Origin of the sequence: Roseateles saccharophilus (assembly GCF_031458095.1) — a bacterium.
GTDB classification, from domain to species: Bacteria; Pseudomonadota; Gammaproteobacteria; order Burkholderiales; family Burkholderiaceae_C; genus Pelomonas; species Pelomonas saccharophila_A.
In genome coordinates this window covers 100469-117120 of the sequence record NZ_JAVDXU010000006.1, presented here as the reverse complement: position 1 = coordinate 117120, position 16652 = coordinate 100469, and the positions used below count along the sequence as shown (strand labels likewise).

Here is a 16652-nt window from a genome sequence, read left to right as displayed (position 1 = left end):
CCTCATGAAGACATTGCTTCTGACGCTGACAGCCGCGCTCGCCACGGCCGCTAACGCTGCGCCTGTACGGGCTTTCCTCACCACGGCCGACCAGCAGCAGCTGCTCGCGCCGAGCGCGGTCGACAAGGCCGCCGCCAAGACCGGTGACGTCATCCGCATCGACCCCAGGCGCAAGCACCAGCGCATCGCCGGCTTTGGCGCCGCCATCACCGAAGGTTCGGCCTGGCTGATCCGACACGGCATGAGCGAAGTCCAGCGCAACGCGCTGATGCGCGAGCTTTTCACGCGCGAAGGCAAGGGCCTGGGCTTCGAGTTCACGCGGCTGACCATCGGTGCGTCGGACTTCTCACGCCGCCACTACAGCCTGGACGACATGCCCGCGGGCCGGACCGACCCCGAGCTGAAGAACTTCTCGCTGGTGAACGAGCGCGAAGACGTCATCCCCGCCGTCAAGCAGGCCCTGGCGCTGAATCCCAAGCTGCAGGTCATGGCCTCGCCCTGGAGTGCGCCGGGCTGGATGAAGACGACCGACAGCCTGGTGCAGGGCCAGCTGCTGCCCGAGTTCTATGGCGCCTTCGCCAACTACATGGTGCGCTATGTCGAGGAGATGAAAGCCGAAGGCGTGCCCATCTTCGCGCTGACGCTGCAGAACGAGCCCCACTTCGAGCCCGGCGACTACCCCGGCATGCGCATGACGCCGCGCACCCGTGCCGCCGTTGTCGGCCAGCACCTCGGCCCGCTGCTCAAGGCCAAGGGTATGAAGACCCAGCTGCTGGAGTGGGACCACAACTGGGACGAGCCCTGGAGCCCGTTGTCCATGCTGTCCGATGCGACGGCGCGCCAGTACGTGTCGGGCGTGGCCTGGCATTGCTATGCGGGCGATGTGGCGGCCCAGTCCCAGGTGGCGCAACAGTTTCCCCAGCTCGACGTCTGGTTCACCGAATGCTCGGGCGGCGAATGGAAGCCGCAATGGGCCGAGACCCTGCCGTGGATCACGCGCAACCTCATCATCGGCAGCACCCGCCACGGCGCGCGCGGCGTGCTGATGTGGAACCTGGCCCTGGACCCGGCCTACGGGCCGCATCTGGGCGGCTGCAAGGATTGCCGCGGCGTCGTCACCATCGACCCCAAGACGGGCCAGGTCACGCGCAACATCGAGTACTACGCCTTCGGCCATGCCAGCCGCTTCGTGCACCAGGGGGCGCGGCGCGTGGACTCGGAAGGCGGCGCCAAGGGGCTGGACCACGTCGCCTTCATCAACCCTGATGGCAGCACGGCCCTCATCGTCAGCAACTCCGCGGCCGAGCCGCGCCGCTTCATGGTGCAGGCGCCCGGCCAGCGCTTCAGCTACGAGCTGCCGGCCAGCGGCGTCGTCACCTTCACCTGGTGATGGCGGGGCGCGACCGCGCCGAGAGCGAAGCTGTCGCGAAACCTTCTGCGTCGTGAGCCGCTGGCCCTGGGTCACGCGTGATATCCGTCCTGAGTTCTAACGACTCCGAGCGTGGCTGATGTCACGCCGCCAGGTCCATCCTGGCTAGGATGTAACGATGACGGGATCCCTGCTGATCAGCACCAGCTTGATCGCCCTTCTGGGCGTCGCGCTGCTGGTGCTGGCCCGTCTGGAGCCCGGCCATCCCCACATCAGCGACTGGGGCTGGAGCCACGTCCTGCTCGCTGTCGGCCTGACGCTGGGCATCGCCCTCGTGCCGGCAGACCCGGAGTCCTTGCACTACAAGGTCCAGGCCACGGCGGCGACGGCCGCCATCATCGCTTCGCTGGCCCTGCAGCTGGCCGGCGCCGCGCGCTATCGCGGCCGGGCCTGGCGCTGGCGCGTCAATGCGCCGATCTTCCTGACCCTGCTCGGCTTCATCCTGGCGCTGGCCCTGGTGCAGCAGCGCCATGCCGTCGTCGCCGCGGCCCTGATCCTCACGGGTGGCGCCTGGCTGGCTGCGGCCTGGCTGTGGCGTGATGGCGCCACCGGCGAGCGCTTTGTCGCCGCCTGCTTTGCGGCCTCGGGCCTGGTCCACCTCAGCGGCCCACTGCTGGACCCGCTGGCCCGCTCTCCCATCACCCACATCCTGGGCACCTATGTGCAGGCCGTGCTGGCCATGGCCCTGATCCTGCTGTCGGTGCGCCGCGCCCATCACGAGACCCAGCGAGTCAATTCACGGCTGCGCCAGCTTTACGAACAGTCCATGCAGGGCCTGCTCGTCGTGCGCGATACGCGTGCCGTGTATGCCAATCCGGCGGCGCTGGCGATGTTCGGCTTCGAGCAGGTCGAGGACATCGGCCCCATCGGGCCAATGATCGCCAGCTCCGACATCGAGGGCGCCCGGGCCCGCTATGCGCGCCTGCTGGAGGAGCGCAGCGGCCAGATCCCCTGGGAGGGGGAACGCTATCGGCGCGATGGCAGCGCCATCTATCTGCGTGGCAGTTCCAGCTATATCGAGTGGGAAGGCGGCCCGGCCCTGCTGGTGCTGATCCTGGACGACACCGAGAGGCAGCGTGCGACTGAGGCGCTGCGCCGCCAGGCCCTGCACGACGAGCTGACCGACCTGCCCAACCGCCACGCCGCTCTGGCCCGGCTGGCCGAGCTGACGGCGCCGGGCAGCCCCGGCTTTGCGCTGCTGTCGGCCGACCTGGACCGCTTCCAGCTCGTCAACGAAAGCCTGGGCCATGAGACCGGCGACGCCCTGCTGCAGGCCATCGCCGCCCGTCTTCGTGAGGCCCTGCCGCCTGACGCCCTGCTGGCCCGCCTGGGCGAGGACCAGTTCCTGCTGCTGCAGCCTGGCGTGGAGGACGACGCGGCCGCGCTGCTGGTGGGCCAACGCCTGCTGGCGCTGATGAACCTGCCCTTTGCCGTCGCGCACCGGGCCCTGTATGTGCACCTGTCGGTCGGCATCGCGCGCTTTCCGGCCCATGGACAGAACGGCGCGGCCCTGCTGCGCGCCGCCGACATCGCCATGCACCAGGCCAAGCAGCAGGCCGGCGCGGCCGTCGTGGCCTTCCGGCCGGGCATGGCCGCGGCGGCCGGCGGCCTGCTGGAGATCGAGCAGGCCCTGGCTTCGGCCATCGACCGCGAGGAGTTCCAGCTCGACTACCAGCCCAAGTTCGAGGCCGGCGCGCACCGCCTGGCCGGCTTCGAGGCCCTGGTGCGCTGGCAACGGCCGGGGCGGGGCCGTGTCAGCCCGGCCGACTTCATCCCGGCCGCCGAGCGCACCGGCCAGATCGTGCCCCTGGGCGCCCTCATCCTGCGCCAGGCGGCCCAGCAGCTGCGCGCCTGGCAGCAGCAAGGCCTGGCCGTCATGCCGGTGGCGGTCAATGTGTCGCCGCTGCAGTTCGAGGACACCGGTTTTGCGGACTGGGTGCTGGACCTGGTGCGCGCCCATGGCGTGGACCCGGCGCTGATCGAGGTCGAGATCACCGAGACCGCCGCGATGACGCATATGGATCGCGTGCTGCCCCAGCTGGCACGGCTGCGCGAAGCCGGGGTCGGTGTCGCCTTCGACGATTTCGGCACCGGTCAGAGCTCGCTGACCCTGCTGCGCCGGCTGCCCATCACGACGCTGAAGCTGGACCGCAGCATGGTCGACCCGTTGCCGGAACCCTCGGCCGGTGCCGTTGTGCAGGCCGCCTGTGTCGTTGCTGAGGCCCTGGGCCTGGCCATCGTGGCCGAAGGCGTGGAGACCGAGGCCCAGGCCGCCGAGGTCGAGCGCCTGGGCTGCACGCATCTGCAGGGCTGGCTGCTGTCCAGGCCTTTGCCGCCTGATGCAGCTGCCAAGCTCCTCAGCGAGCCATCAGTTCACCCATCCGGATCGAGCCACCCGGCTGCCACGCCGGGTTGAACTGCAGCCCGCTCTTCTCGAACAGCATGACGACGGTGGAGCCGAGCAGGAAGCGGCCCATCTCGTCGCCCTGGGCCAGCGTGACCTGCCCCGGGGCGTAGTCCCACTCGCGCACGGGGCCGCTGCGTTTGATCTGGCCGTGCCAGGTCGTGGCCATGCTGCCGACGATGGTGGCGCCCACCAGCACCAGCACCCAGCGGCCCAGGGCGTCGTCGTCGAAGACGCAGACGACGCGCTCATTGCGCGCGAACAGGCCCGGCACGCCGCGCGCCGTCGTCGGGTTCACCGAGAACAGCTCACCCGGCACATGCACCATGCGCACCAGCTTGCCGGCGGCCGGCATGTGGATGCGGTGGTAGTCCTTGGGGCTGAGGTAGAGGTTGGCGAACAGGCCGTCCGTAAAGCGCGCGGCCAGCTGGGCGTCGCCGCCGACCAGGGCCGTCGTCGTGAAGGTCTGGCCCTTGGCCTGGTAGACCTGCTCGCCCTGGATGCGGCCGACCTGGCTGATGGAACCGTCCACGGGGCAGATCAGCGGGGCCTGCGCCAGCGGCCGGGCGCCGGGCTTCAGCGCGCGCGTGAAGAAGTCGTTGAAGGTCTTGTAGGCTGTGATGTCCGGCTCGGCCGCCTCGGCCATGTTGACGCCATAGCGCGCGACGAAGCGGCGGATGGTCGACGTCGTCACGCCCCCCATGGGCTTGGACGCGTAATGCCCGGCCAGGCGCGTCATGGCCAGTTTGGGCATCAGGTATTGGGGCAGGACTTTGAGGCGGTCGGACATGGCGATGGCGCCCGATACAAAGCCGGGTGCCGCTGTTTTTCGGGCAGTGTACGAGCCGACAATTCCCTCCCATGGCCTTGCTGCACAGCTCCTTCTACCGTTTTACCCCGATGCCGGATCCGACCGGCTTTGCCGAAAGCCTGCGCCTGCGCGGCGCTGAACTGGCCCTGGGCGGCGTCGTGCTGGTGGCCGAGGAAGGCCTCAGCGCCGCCATCGCCGGCGAGGCCGAGGCCGTGCGCGCCTTCGAGGCCGAGTTGCAGGCCCACCCGGGCCTCGCTGACCTGCATTTCAAGCACAACGCCTGCGAGCGCCGGCCCTTCAGCCGGCTCAAGGTCTCGGTCAAGCGCGAGATCGTTGCCTTCGGCATTCCCGGCGTCAGCGGGGGTGAGGCGACCGACACCCATGTCAGCCCGCAGCGCTGGCGCGAGCTGCTGGCCGACCCCGACACCGTCGTGCTGGACAACCGCAACAGCTTCGAGTTCAAGCTCGGGCGCTTTCGCGGCGCCATCGACCCCGGCGTGGCCCACTTTCGCGACTTCCCGGCCTATGTCGAGGCGCATCGCGACGCATGGCAGGGCAGGACGGTGGCCATGTACTGCACCGGCGGCATCCGCTGCGAGAAGACGGCGGCCTGGATGCAGGCCCGCGGCCTGAAGGTGGCCCAGCTCGACGGCGGCATCCTGAACTATCTCGAAGCCTTCCCCGAGGATGCGGCCGGCGACTGGCAGGGCGAGTGCTATGTCTTCGACAAGCGCATCGCCATCGACGCTGCCGGCCGCGAGACGGGCACGACGGCCGAGGCCGTCTTCACCGACCCGGCCGATGCCTGGCGGCTGGCGCGGGCCAAGCGCCTGGATCCCGAATCCTGATCGAGCCGGCATCGGCGAGCCGGTGACGGCCGTGTAACGGGCGTGACGGTGGATGTCGCGCCTCCCCGGGCGTATCGAGGTCGCCCCTTGCCTGCGACCAGCCGCGCCACGGAGGAATGATTCCCCCGCTTCGGAGCAAAGCTTCCGGCCCGCGGCCGATGCTCGGCGCCGCAAACCCCGACAATGCCACCGCGCGCCGCTTGCGCGCACCGCAAACTGTCATTCGATGTCTCACCTGATCGTCCACGGCGGCACGCCCCTCTCGGGCCGCATCACCCCCTCGGCCAACAAGAACGCCGTCCTGCCCATCCTGTGCGCGACGCTGCTGACCAAGCAGCCGGTGCGCCTGCGCGGCGTGCCCGAGATCACCGACGTGAAGAAGATCGTCGAGGTCTTCCGCAAGCTCGGCTCCAAGGTCGAGCTGGACTTCAAGACCGGCATCCTCGACGTCCACCACGAGCACACCCATTTCGACCCCAACGTCGACCGCCTGCCCGAGGAGATGCGCTCTTCCATCATGCTGGTGCCCGGCCTGATGGCCCGCTTCGGCGCCGCCCGCATCGAGGACGACGTCAAGGGCTGCACCCTGGGCGCGCGCGAGATCGACCCCCATGTGGAAGTCTTCGAGCGCTTCGGCGCCCAGGTCGAGCGCCTGCCCGACGGCCTCATCCTGCGCGTGCACCGGCCCCTGACGGCCAATGCCCACTGGACCGACTACGCCTCGGTGACGACGACCGAGAACTTCGTCCTCTGCGCGGCCCTGGCCGACGGCGTGTCCACGCTGACCAATGCCGCCAGCGAGCCCCATGTGCAGGAGTTCTGCAACTTCATGTCGCTGCTGGGCGCCAGGATCGAAGGCCATGGCACGTCCAAGCTGAAGATCACCGGCGCCGACGAACTCGGCGGCGCGGACTACACCTTCACGGAAGACTTCCACGAGATCGTCACCTTCCTGGCTCTGGGCGCCATCACCGGCGGCAATGTGCAGGTCAAGAACGGCGCGCCGGAGATGTTCCCGCTGCTGGACCGCACCTTCGCCAAGTTCGGCGTGCAGATCGTCCACGAGGACGGCTGGAGCCGCTGCGTCACCAATGGCCCGCTGAAGGTGAAGGAGCCTTTCACGCGCAACATCCTGCAGAAGGTGGAAGCCGCCCCCTGGCCCTATGTGCCGGTGGACCTGCTGCCCATCTTCGTCGCCCTGGGCGTCAAGGCCGAGGGCAGCGTGATGTTCTGGAACAAGGTCTATGACGGCGCCATGGGCTGGACGTCGGAGCTGGCCAAGTTCGGCGCCCACGCCTTCCTCAGCGACCCGCACCGCATGATCACCTTCGGCGGCAAGCCGCTGAGCCCGACCGAGGTCGAGAGCCCCTACATCATCCGCGTCGCCATCGCGCTGCTGATGGTGGCGGCCAGCATCCCCGGCAAGAGCGTGATCAGGAACGCGACGCCCATCCGCCGCGCCCACCCCAATTTCGTCGAGCACATCTGCGAGCTCGGCGCGCGAATTGAATGGGTGGAAGGGGATTAAGTGCGGCGCTGGCTCGCGGCCGCATGCCTGGTGGCTTCGGCCGCCCAGGCGGAGCCGCCGCCGGCTGAAACCATCCGCTGGGTGGCCCAGGATGTGCCGCCTCATTTCAGCTTCGTGCAGGGCAAGCCGCCGCGCACCATTGCGGAGCTGGGCCGCGGCGAGGTGGACGGCTTCATGCGTGTGCTGCTGGCCCGCATGCCCGAGTTCCGGCATGAGTTCGTCGAAGCCAGCACGGCCCGCTACGAGGCCGAGAGTCGGCGTGGCGAGACGCTGTGCTCCACCATGCATGTGCGCACGCCGGCGCGCTCGGAGTGGCTTTACTTCTCCCACCTCTATCCGCCGCTGATCTCGCGCGAGATCCACGTCATCGTCAGGCGCGAGGCCATGGAGAAAGTGGCCCAGGGACGGCCGCCGGATGGCCGCCTCGTGCTGGCCGAGTTGCTCAAGCGCCAGGAGTTGCGCCTGCTGCTCGCGCGCGACCGCGCCTTCGGCCCGCAGATCGACAAGCAGCTGACCCAGCATGTCGTGCCGCGCCTGGCCGTCGGGGCCCAGCTCAGCGGCCAGTTGCTGGACATGCTGCGCGCCGGCCGCATGGACTACACGCTGGAGTACCCGACCGTCGTCAAGGACTACCTGGACCGCGTCGGCGACCCCGGGGCCCTCATCGCCTTGCCCGTGGCCGAGGGCCTGAGCACGCCGCTGGCGACCGTCTCCTGCAGCCGTACGCCCGAGGGCCGGCGCCACATCGAGGCCATCGATGCCGCCGTGCGCAAACTGGCGGCCGAGCCCAACCGAGAGGCCTGGGTGCGTGAATGGCGCGGCAACCGCGCCGAGCCCCAGGACATGAAGCGGCTCAACGCGTATATGGACGAGCGCGCCCGCGGCGGGCCGCGCATCGAGTAGTGGCCCGGCCGCCCAAGCCGGAGCTGCCGCTGCGCGAGGGTGTGGCCGCCAGCGCCGTGTTCTGCCCGCCCGGTCCCTGGGCCACGACGACGGCCTTCCTTGCCGAGCGCCTGCCGCGCGTGGACGACTGGCCCGAGCGCGTCGCGTGTGGCGACGTTGTCGACGACGAGGGCCGGCCTGTGGCCGATGTGCCCTATCGCGGCAATCGCCGCGTCTACTACTGGCGCCACCTGGACGTCGAGCCCGACATCCCTTTTCGCGAGCGCATCGTCTTCCAGGACGAGCACCTGCTGGTGGCCGACAAGCCCCACTTCCTGCCCGTCACGCCCAGCGGCCTCTATGCCCGCCAGACGCTGATGGCGCGGCTGCGCCATGCCACCGGTCTGGTGGATCTCAACCCCGTGCACCGGCTGGACCGCGAGACCGCCGGCCTGGTCGTCTTCAACCTGCGCCGCGACGAGCGCAACGCCTATCACCAGCTGTTCCGCGAGCGTGTCGTCGACAAGGTCTATGAGGCCATCGCGCCGCTGGGTGCCGGCCCCTGGCCGCGCGTGGTGAGGCATCGCCTCGAGGAGCCCCGCGGCGAGGGCTTCATGCAGATGCAGGTGGTCGCTGGCGAGCCCAATGCCGAGACCTGGATCGATCTCGTCGAGGCTTTGCCGGGTGGCCTGGCCCGCTACGAGCTGCGGCCGAAGACGGGGCTGCGCCACCAGTTGCGCGCCCAGATGAATGCCCTCGGCCTGCCCCTGGTGGGCGACCGCATCTACCCGGTGCTGCAGCCCCACGAGAACCCGCCGCGCCTGGACGCGCCGCTGCAATTGGTTGCACGCGCCATATCGTTCACGGACCCCGTCACGGGCCTGCAACGAAGCTTTGAGCGCGCCGCCCTGACAATCGCGCCGAGATGAAACAACCCCTCGCCCAGTCTCGCCCCGCTGAACGCGGGCAAGCCCAGTCGGTCCCCCGAGGGGACGGCGATGCTTGCCGGATCGACCGGCAAGCACATCGCCCGACGGGCCGGCTAGGGAGCGGCCCGGCGCTCGGCCCGGACTTTCGTGGGACGTGGGTCGCGCCTTGCACCCTGGATATGCCTACATGAACGCGCCCAACCCTCAAGCCCAGATCCAGGAACTGCGCCGCCAGCTGCAGTCCCTGCTCGACGCCGCCAAGGCCAACGAGCGCAAGCTGGACCGTTTCGACGCGCTGGAGCGCCGCCTCGTTGCGGTGAGCTCGATGGAGGAGCTGGTCAACCTGCTGCTCGTCGACTGCCGCGAGGACTTCGGCCTGGACGCCGCCGAGCTCTGGCTGCTCGACCCCGACGAGGAGCTGCGCCGCGCCCTGCCGGCCCTACCCATGGTCAAGGCGCCGCAGCTGCTGGACAGCCACGGCCCGCTGAAGGACCTGTTCGGTGCCGCCCGCACCAGCCGCCTGGTCGGCCCCGGCCCGGACGAGGCCTTGCTGGCCAAGGCCTTTTCGCCCGAGGCTGGCGTGCGTTCAGCGGCCCTGCTGCCGCTGATCCGCCAGGGCCTCTTGATCGGCAGCTTGCATTTCGGTTCGCGCGACCCGGAGCGCTACGACACCGCCTCGGGCACCAAATTCCTCGACCGGCTGTCGGCCATCGCCGCCATCGCCATCGAGAGCATGCTCAACCGCGAGCGCCTGCGCCGCGCCGGCATGACGGACGGCCTCACGGGCGTGCACAACCGCCGCTATTTCGATCACCGCAGCCTCATCGAGTTCAGCCAGGCCGTGCGCCACCGCTACCCGCTGGCCTGCCTGTTCCTGGACATCGACCACTTCAAGGCCATCAACGACCGCCACGGCCACCCGGCCGGCGACGAGGTGCTGCGCCAGGTGGGCGGGCTGATCCTGCGCTCCCTGCGCACCGGCGACCTGGCTGCCCGCTATGGTGGCGAGGAATTCGTCGTGCTGCTGCCGCGCACCGACCTGGCCGGCGCCTGCGAAGTGGCCGAGCGCATCCGCCTGATGGTCCAGGAGGCACCCTTTGTGACGCCCGAGGGCGGCACGGTCGGCGCGACGCTGTCGGCGGGCCTGGCCATGCTGAACGCCAGTGCGACGAGCTTTGCCGACCTGCTTTCCGCCGCCGATCGCGCCCTCTACGAGGCCAAGCGCGGCGGGCGCAACCGCACCGTCGCCGACGGAGAAACCGGCCTCAGCGCAGCCACTGCAGCTGCATCGTGAACATGTCGCCGCGGCGGCCGTGGATCCTGCCCCAGAGCCAGGCGGCCTTTTCATCGGGGGATTTCGCCGTCCAGTAGCGCAGCTCGGCGCCGACGCGACCGGCCGGGTCGTAGGCGGTGACGACGCAATAGCCCGGGTCGGCCATGGCGGGGCCGGCCAGTGCCAAAAGCATCGGCCAAGGCCAACTTCGCATGGTCATGATGCGCAGACTCCAGGGGGCTGAATCACAATGGCCGAACCATGAAAACCCTGTCGCCGCTCCTGCTCGCTCTTGGTCTCGCCGCCACCGCCCAGGCCGGCCCGGCGCTGGATCGCATGCAGTCCAGCGGACGCATCGTGCTGGCCCACCGCGAATCCTCGGTGCCCTTCAGCTATCTGCTGCCCGACGGCCGGCCCGTCGGCTATGCGGTGGACCTGTGCCTCAAGGTGGCCGAGGCCGTGCGCAAGAAGCTGAAGCTGAACACGCTGAGCCCGCAATTCCTGCTGGTGACGCCGGCCAACCGCATCCAGATGGTGGTCGACGGCAAGGCCGACATGGAATGCGGCTCGACGACCAACAACGCCGAGCGCCGCGAGAAGGTCGCCTTCACCGTGCCGCACTACATCACCGGCGCGCGCTATCTCGTCAAGGGCGACAGCGGCATCAACGACCTGGCCGGCTTCGAGAACAAGACCCTGGTCTCCACCAAGGGCACGACGCCGCTGAAGGCCATCACCCAGGCCAACGACGAGCGCGCCCTGCACATCAACCTCATCGAGGCACCCGACCACGCCAAGGCCATGGAGATGCTGGCCGCCGGCCAGGCCGACGGCTTCGTCATGGACGACGTGCTGCTCTATGGCCTGGCCTCGGCGCGGCCCGACGCGGCCAAGTTCCGCGTCGTTGGCAAGTTCCTGACCATCGAACCCCTGTCCATCGTGCTGCCCAGGAACGACCCGGAGCTCAAGGCCATCGTCGACGAGGAGATGAAGCGCCTCATCACCAGCCACGAGGCCCAGGCCATCTACGAGCGCTGGTTCATGAAGCCCATCCCGCCCAAGAACACGGCGCTGAACCTGCCGATGAACTATCTGCTGAAGGACTTCTGGAAGTACCCCTCGGACCAGGTTCCGTATTGAAGCCCCCCTGACAAACCCCGAGGCCGCCACAGTGCACAGCGGCGGGTGTGGCCGTGACAATTTGCGCGCAGTCACCGCCGACCCCATGAGCACCGATTCCCCCGCCGAAACCCTGGACCGCGTCAGCCCGCGGCGGCTGGGTTCGTTGCGGCTGCGGTTCACCGTGGCCGTGCCGCTGCTGACCGCCTTCATCGTCACGGTCTTCGAATGGAGCCTGGGCGGCTTCGAAGCGCCGGCAGAGGGCGTGGCCCACGCCGCCTGGCTGGTGCTGCTGCTCAGCGCCGCGCAGTTGCTGCTCATCGAGGCCCTGCTGCTGCGCCCGCTGCGCCAGCTGGCCGCCGGTTGCGAGGCCATGGAATCGGCGCCGACTCCCTTGACGCCCGACGTCCAGGGGACACCCCGCCTGACGGCCGAGCTGGATCGCATCGGCCATGCCATGCGGCGCGCCCGCGGCTCGTTGTGGCAGCAGGACCAGGATGCGCGTGAGCTGCGGCGCGAGCTGACCCAGCAGCGCCATCTGCTCGAGGAGGCGCATGCGGCCCTGGAGGCCAACCAGCGCGAGCTCGCCAGCCTGGCGCGCGTTGACCCGCTGACCGGCATCGCCAACCAGCGCGCCTTCGACGAGGCCCTGCGCCGCGAGTTCAAGCGCGCCCAGCGCCAGCGCGGCCTGCTGGCCCTGGCGGTGCTGGACCTGGACCAGTTCAAGCAGTTCAACCTCGCCCATGGCACAGACATTGGCGATGCGGCTCTGCAGCGGGTCGCCAGCCTGCTGAACGAGCGTTTCAAGCGCGACACCGACGTCGTTGCCCGCCTGGGTGGCGAAGAGTTCGTCGCTCTGCTGCCCGGCTTTGGCATGGCCGAGGCCCAGGGCGTGCTGGAGTCCTTGCGCGACGAGCTGAGGGCCCTGCGCCTGCCGGATGGGCAAGGTGGCCTGACGCTGAGCGTGGGCCTGGCCGCGGCCAGCCCCGCGCATCCCTACCTGAGCGCCCAGGCCCTGCTGCAGGCGGCCGACGAGGCCCTCTACATCGCCAAGCATGCCGGGCGGGACCGGCTCAGCTTGGCGGCCTGAGCGCGGGCTTCATTTGCGCGGCATGGTGTCGGAGCGCAGATAGCGCGACAGGATGCGGTCGTAGTCGCTGGCACCGCCCTTGGTTTTCTTGGCGGCATCCAGCCCCTGCTGCAGGCGCTTGAGGTAGTCGGCGCTGACGGCGGCGTTGCAGGAGAAATAGTTGTCGCCGCCGCGGATCTGGCCGTCGAAGCGGTAGCGGTCCGGCGGAATGTCCAGGCTGGTCAGCGTCCAGCGCATGACGGCCTCGCCATAGACCCAGCCGTCCACCCGCCCGGCCAGCATCATGCGCGCCGCGATGACGGGGTCGGCCACGCGATGGATGCGCGCTTCCTCGGCGCCCAGGCTGCGTGCGGTTTCTTCGGAAGCATCGCCGCGGATGACGACGACATCGCTGCCGGCCAGCGGCTTGTCCCCCGCCGGCCAGGGCGCAGCGGGGTTCCTGCGCCCCACGGCAAGGTCGGCGGACAGGAAAGGCCCGACCCATTGGTATTGCTTCTCGCGGGCCGGCGTACGCGTCATCGCCGTCACGCAGGCCGGCGCCGACCCGGCCAGCACCTGCAGCACGCGGGCCCACGGCAGGAAGAGGGGCGTGCCCTCGGGCAGATTGGCCTGGGCCTGCGCGGCCTTCATCAGGTCCACCGCCACGCCTGCCGGGCCGCTGGGAGCGACGAAGCTGAAGGGTGGGAAAGGCTCGCTCAGCCACTGCACCGCCTGGGCGGCCTCAGACGCTGCCGGCATGGGCTGCGCCGCGATGCCACCGGCTGCCACGACACAGGCCCCCGCGAACAGGCTCCGAGCGTTGCGCATGCAGCCTCCTTGTTGTTCTGGCTGATGCGGCGATGCTAAGGGCCCGGCGGCCCGCCGGGAAGGTGTTTCAGCGCCCGTGTTCCTGGGCGGCGAGCAACTGCTCGTTGACGCGCCGCGCGGCGCGCAGCACCAGGGTCTCGTCCAGCTGGGCCTGGGGCGCAATCTGGCTGGCGATGTCGTCGAGCTGGTCGGGGTGGTTCAGCAGGGCCCAGGCCACCGTCGAGATGGCGGCGACGCTGCGGCGCGCCAGGCTGTCGGGCATGGTCAGCGAGGCCTGGATCTCGACATGGTGGCGCACGCTGGCCACAGCCGCGGGCGCCAGGCCCCAGCTTTCGCACAGGGCAGCGCCCAGGGCGTCATGGCTGACGCCGAAGGCCGTCTTCTCCAGCTCCACCAACTCGGCGTCGCGCGTCGCGGCGCGCAGCATGGCCGGGTAATGGGTCGGGGCGTGGCGGTAGAGCACGGCCTTGCCGCATTCCTCGAACAGGCCGGCCGAGTGGGCGGCCCAGGGGTCGACGCCCAGCATCTGGCCCATGCGGCCCATCAGCAGGCCGCGCTGCGAGGCGCGCGTCCACACCTGCTCCAGTTCGGCCGCGGCTGGGAAGGCGGCGCGCAGGCCCATTTCGAAGGTGATGGCGGCCACCTCGCGCATGCCGAGATAGGTCAGGGCCTGGTGCACGGTCTGCACGCGGCCGCGCAGGCCGTAGAGCGAGGAGTTGACCGCCTTCATGACGGCGGCCGCCAGGGCCATGTCGGTCTCGACCAGGGAGGACATGGCCTGCAGGTCGATGTCCTCGGCCGCCATCAGCAGCGAGAGCTTGACCAGGACCTCGGGCTGGGTCGGGATCTCGATGTCCAGATTGCGCAGTTGAGGATCGACGGGCATGGTGAGTGGGGGTCTTCCGGGGAATGCCCGATGGTAGATCAGCGGAAGAAGGCGTCCCAGGCTGTTTTGAGGATGAGCGCCCCCACGACGAGGACGAAGACGCCGCGCACGAAGCCGGCGCCATGCTTGAGGGCCAGGCGCGTGCCCAGCAGACTGCCGGCCACGTTGGTCACGGCCATCACGGCGGCGACATGCCACCAGATATGGCCCTTGCTGACGAAGAGGGCGATGGCGAAGGCATTCGTCAGCAGATTCATCAACTTGGCCGTGGCCGAGGCATGCAGGAAGTCGTAGCCCAGCAGCCGCACGAACAGGAAGACGAAGAAGCTGCCGGTGCCGGGACCGAAGAAGCCGTCGTAGAAGCCCACGGCCAGCGCGATGCCGCCGGCCACCAGGGCTTCGGCATGGCCCGTGAAACGCGGCTTGTGCTCGCGGCCGAGGTCCTTCCTGGCCAGGGTGTAGACCAGCACCGCCGCCAGCACCAGGGGCAGGGCCTTGCGCAGGCCGTCGGGGCTGACCAGGGTCAGGGCCCAGGCACCCGCAAAGCTACCCGCGCCGGCCAGCACGGCGGCCGGCATCAGCCGCTTCCAGGGCAGGTCGACCCGCTTCACGTATTGCAGCGTCGCCCAGCCCGTGCCCCAGACCGACGCCCCCTTGTTCGTGCCCAGCAGCGTGGCCGGTACAGCGTTTGGATAGGTGCTGAACAGGGCCGGCACGAGGACCAAGCCACCACCGCCGGCCACCGCGTCAATGAAACCTGCGAGCAGGGAGGCGAGGGCGACTGTGGCGAGTTCAAGCATGTCTTTGACCAAGTAAGGCGGCCGTGGTGCCTTCAATCGGGCCGAGCGCTGGGCCTGCCATGGGCCAGAGGCCCATGTCCTTCCGTAGGCACAAGCAGTCCGCAGGGACTGCTTGTGTCCGACTCCAGTTCCCAAGCCGGCCCGTCGTGCCAGGGGCCTTCGGCCCACAAAAGAAAACGGCCACCAAGGGGTGCCTTGGTGGCCGGTGGGATTGTCTTCGGGGTTACGAAGCAACCTTGTGCGCTTGGCGCTTGATTTGTCTCCTCACAACCCGCCCGGCGGCCCTGGACATAGCCCGGAACCGCGTCGAGTGACGAGACTCTATTGCCCCGCCACGGTGCATGGCACTGGGGTAAGCCCGGGTTCGCTGGGTGCGAAAGGTGCAATTGAGCACCAAAACTGTGCATCGCGAATGGCGTGCAGCGCTGCAAGAATGGCCGAATGAGCTCCTCGATCCGCCGGCTGCTGCCCCTGTTGTTGACCCTGTTGAGCGCCTGCGGCGGCGGGGGCGGCGGTGGAGCAGGCGGGGGTGACGGCGGTGGTGGCGGCGGTGGTGGCGGCATAGGGCAGACGCTGACGCTGGCCCTGCCGGTAAACGGCCTGGCACCGTCCGATCTGGCCGTCGTCGTGGCCGAGGGGGATGCCCTCAGCGAGGCGGTCGGCGCGGCCTATATGGCAGCCCGTGGCGTGCCAGCGGCCAACCTGATCCGGGTGCGGGTCAACACGGCCCGGGACGCGATCTCGGCCGCCGACTTTGCGTTGCTCAAATCCGACATCGACGCCAAATTGCCGGCCGGCACCCAGGCCACGCTGCTGACCTGGGCCGCGCCCAGCCGTGTCACCGACGCCTGCAGCATGGGCATCACCAGCGCCATGGCCTTCGGTTTCGACACGCGCTATTGCAACCCCAGTCCGTCGAGCAACGCCTGCGCGAGCACGGCTGCCTCGCCGCTTTACGACAGCGAGGCGCGGCGGCCCCAGGCCGAACTGCAGATACGGCCGTCCATGTTGCTGGGCGCGCGCACGCTGGCGGCGGCCCAGGCGCTGATCAGCCGCGGCGTGGCCGCCGATGCCAGCCGGCCGGCCGGCGAGGGCTGGTTGGTGCGCACGACCGACGTCGACCGCAGCGTGCGCTGGAGCGACTTCTCGGGCCTGCCCGCTGCCTGGAGCGGCGCGCTGACGCTGAACTATGTCGACAACAGCGGCGGCCCGGCCAGCGCCAATGCCCTGTCCGGCAAGAGCGGCGTGCTGTTCTATCTGACCGGCCTGAGCAGCGTCGCCAATCTGTCGACGCTGCAGTTCCGCCCCGGCGCCCTGGCCGACACCCTGACCTCCACAGGCGGCGTGCTGCCTTCGGGCGCGGGCCAGATGCCCATCACCGCCTGGCTGGATGCCGGCGCGACGGCCAGCTATGGCACGGTCGAGGAGCCCTGCAACCTGCAGCAGAAGTTCTCGCGGGCCTCCGTCCTCGTCGACCAGTACTGGCGCGGCGCCACCGCCATCGAGGCCTACTGGAAGGCCGTGCAATGGCCGGGGCAGGGGCTGTTCGTCGGCGAACCGCTGGCCCAGCCCTTCCGCGACAGCCCCAGCTTCGCCATCGTGGCCGGCGAGTACCAGATCAGGACGCGCAGCCTGCGGCCGGGCGCGCGCTACAGCCTGGAGTACCTGCAAGGTTCGAGCTGGACGACGCTGGGCAGCTTCACCGGCGCGCGCGGCCAGGTCCTGGACGGCCGTGCGCCGCTGCCGCCGGCCGCGGCGACGCGCATCCGTTGGCGCGGGCCTTGCCCGGACAATCCGGGCAATACCTGCACCCTGGCCGAGTCATCCTGAGAGCCGGTCGCGCGCG

15 protein-coding genes are annotated in these 16652 nt (G+C 69.6%); 10 read left to right on the top strand and 5 right to left on the bottom strand.

Annotation, left to right across the window (positions count from 1 at the left end; genetic code table 11):
- The first annotated feature begins 4 nt into the window (after positions 1-4).
- Complete coding sequence (locus J2X20_RS27995) at positions 5-1390, top strand: glycoside hydrolase family 30 protein (protein WP_310272785.1); 1386 nt, start codon at positions 5-7, stop codon at positions 1388-1390.
- A gap of 157 nt (positions 1391-1547) precedes the next feature.
- Entirely contained in the window at positions 1548-3845 is a 2298-nt protein-coding gene (locus J2X20_RS27990) for a putative bifunctional diguanylate cyclase/phosphodiesterase (RefSeq protein WP_310272783.1), read from the top strand.
- Here J2X20_RS27990 and asd read toward each other — a convergent pair.
- Complete coding sequence (asd, locus tag J2X20_RS27985) at positions 3787-4623, bottom strand: archaetidylserine decarboxylase (protein ID WP_310272781.1); 837 nt, start codon at positions 4621-4623, stop codon at positions 3787-3789. The genes J2X20_RS27990 and asd overlap by 59 nt on opposite strands.
- Positions 4624-4694: 71 nt before the next feature.
- Between asd and trhO the strand changes: the two genes are divergently transcribed.
- The 5 genes from trhO to J2X20_RS27960 all read left to right on the top strand — a co-directional run bounded on the left by trhO (position 4695) and on the right by J2X20_RS27960 (position 10125).
- Complete coding sequence (gene trhO / locus J2X20_RS27980; RefSeq protein ID WP_310272779.1) at positions 4695-5492, top strand: oxygen-dependent tRNA uridine(34) hydroxylase TrhO; 798 nt, start codon at positions 4695-4697, stop codon at positions 5490-5492.
- A 226-nt stretch (positions 5493-5718) separates the two neighbouring features.
- Complete coding sequence (locus tag J2X20_RS27975; protein ID WP_310272778.1) at positions 5719-7020, top strand: UDP-N-acetylglucosamine 1-carboxyvinyltransferase; 1302 nt, start codon at positions 5719-5721, stop codon at positions 7018-7020.
- A complete protein-coding gene (locus J2X20_RS27970; RefSeq protein WP_310272776.1) occupies positions 7021-7923 on the top strand; it encodes a TIGR02285 family protein in 903 nt (300 codons plus the stop codon). It abuts the gene before it with no gap.
- A complete protein-coding gene (locus J2X20_RS27965; protein WP_310272774.1) occupies positions 7923-8831 on the top strand; it encodes a pseudouridine synthase in 909 nt (302 codons plus the stop codon). Before J2X20_RS27970 ends, J2X20_RS27965 begins: the two co-directional genes overlap by 1 nt.
- Positions 8832-9018: 187 nt before the next feature.
- The gene (locus J2X20_RS27960; RefSeq protein ID WP_310272773.1) at positions 9019-10125 is read left to right on the top strand and encodes a GGDEF domain-containing protein; all 1107 of its coding nucleotides are present in this window, start codon (positions 9019-9021) and stop codon (positions 10123-10125) included.
- On the opposite strand, the gene J2X20_RS27955 is transcribed toward J2X20_RS27960, so the two are convergent.
- Positions 10097-10297 (bottom strand): hypothetical protein, encoded by a 201-nt coding sequence (locus tag J2X20_RS27955; RefSeq protein WP_310272771.1) that lies wholly within the window; start codon positions 10295-10297, stop codon positions 10097-10099. The genes J2X20_RS27960 and J2X20_RS27955 overlap by 29 nt on opposite strands.
- A 68-nt stretch (positions 10298-10365) precedes the next feature.
- On the opposite strand from J2X20_RS27955, the gene J2X20_RS27950 reads away from it, so the two are divergent.
- Positions 10366-11244, top strand: coding sequence for an amino acid ABC transporter substrate-binding protein (locus J2X20_RS27950; protein ID WP_310272770.1), 879 nt, complete (start codon positions 10366-10368; stop codon positions 11242-11244).
- 85 nt (positions 11245-11329) lie between these two features.
- Complete coding sequence (locus tag J2X20_RS27945; protein ID WP_310272768.1) at positions 11330-12313, top strand: GGDEF domain-containing protein; 984 nt, start codon at positions 11330-11332, stop codon at positions 12311-12313.
- 9 nt (positions 12314-12322) lie between these two features.
- Here J2X20_RS27945 and J2X20_RS27940 read toward each other — a convergent pair whose 3' ends face one another.
- The 3 genes from J2X20_RS27940 to J2X20_RS27930 all read right to left on the bottom strand — a co-directional run bounded on the left by J2X20_RS27940 (position 12323) and on the right by J2X20_RS27930 (position 14806).
- Positions 12323-13120 (bottom strand): substrate-binding periplasmic protein, encoded by a 798-nt coding sequence (locus J2X20_RS27940; protein ID WP_310272766.1) that lies wholly within the window; start codon positions 13118-13120, stop codon positions 12323-12325.
- Positions 13121-13187: 67 nt separating this feature from the next.
- Complete coding sequence (locus J2X20_RS27935) at positions 13188-14006, bottom strand: HDOD domain-containing protein (protein ID WP_310272764.1); 819 nt, start codon at positions 14004-14006, stop codon at positions 13188-13190.
- Between the two features lie 38 nt (positions 14007-14044).
- Positions 14045-14806 (bottom strand): sulfite exporter TauE/SafE family protein, encoded by a 762-nt coding sequence (locus J2X20_RS27930; RefSeq protein ID WP_310272762.1) that lies wholly within the window; start codon positions 14804-14806, stop codon positions 14045-14047.
- Positions 14807-15247: 441 nt separating this feature from the next.
- Between J2X20_RS27930 and J2X20_RS27925 the strand changes: the two genes are divergently transcribed.
- Positions 15248-16636 carry a TIGR03790 family protein gene (locus J2X20_RS27925; RefSeq protein ID WP_310272760.1) on the top strand — a complete coding sequence of 463 codons (1389 nt, stop codon included), beginning with the start codon at positions 15248-15250 and terminating at the stop codon, positions 16634-16636.
- Positions 16637-16652: the final 16 nt, after the last annotated feature.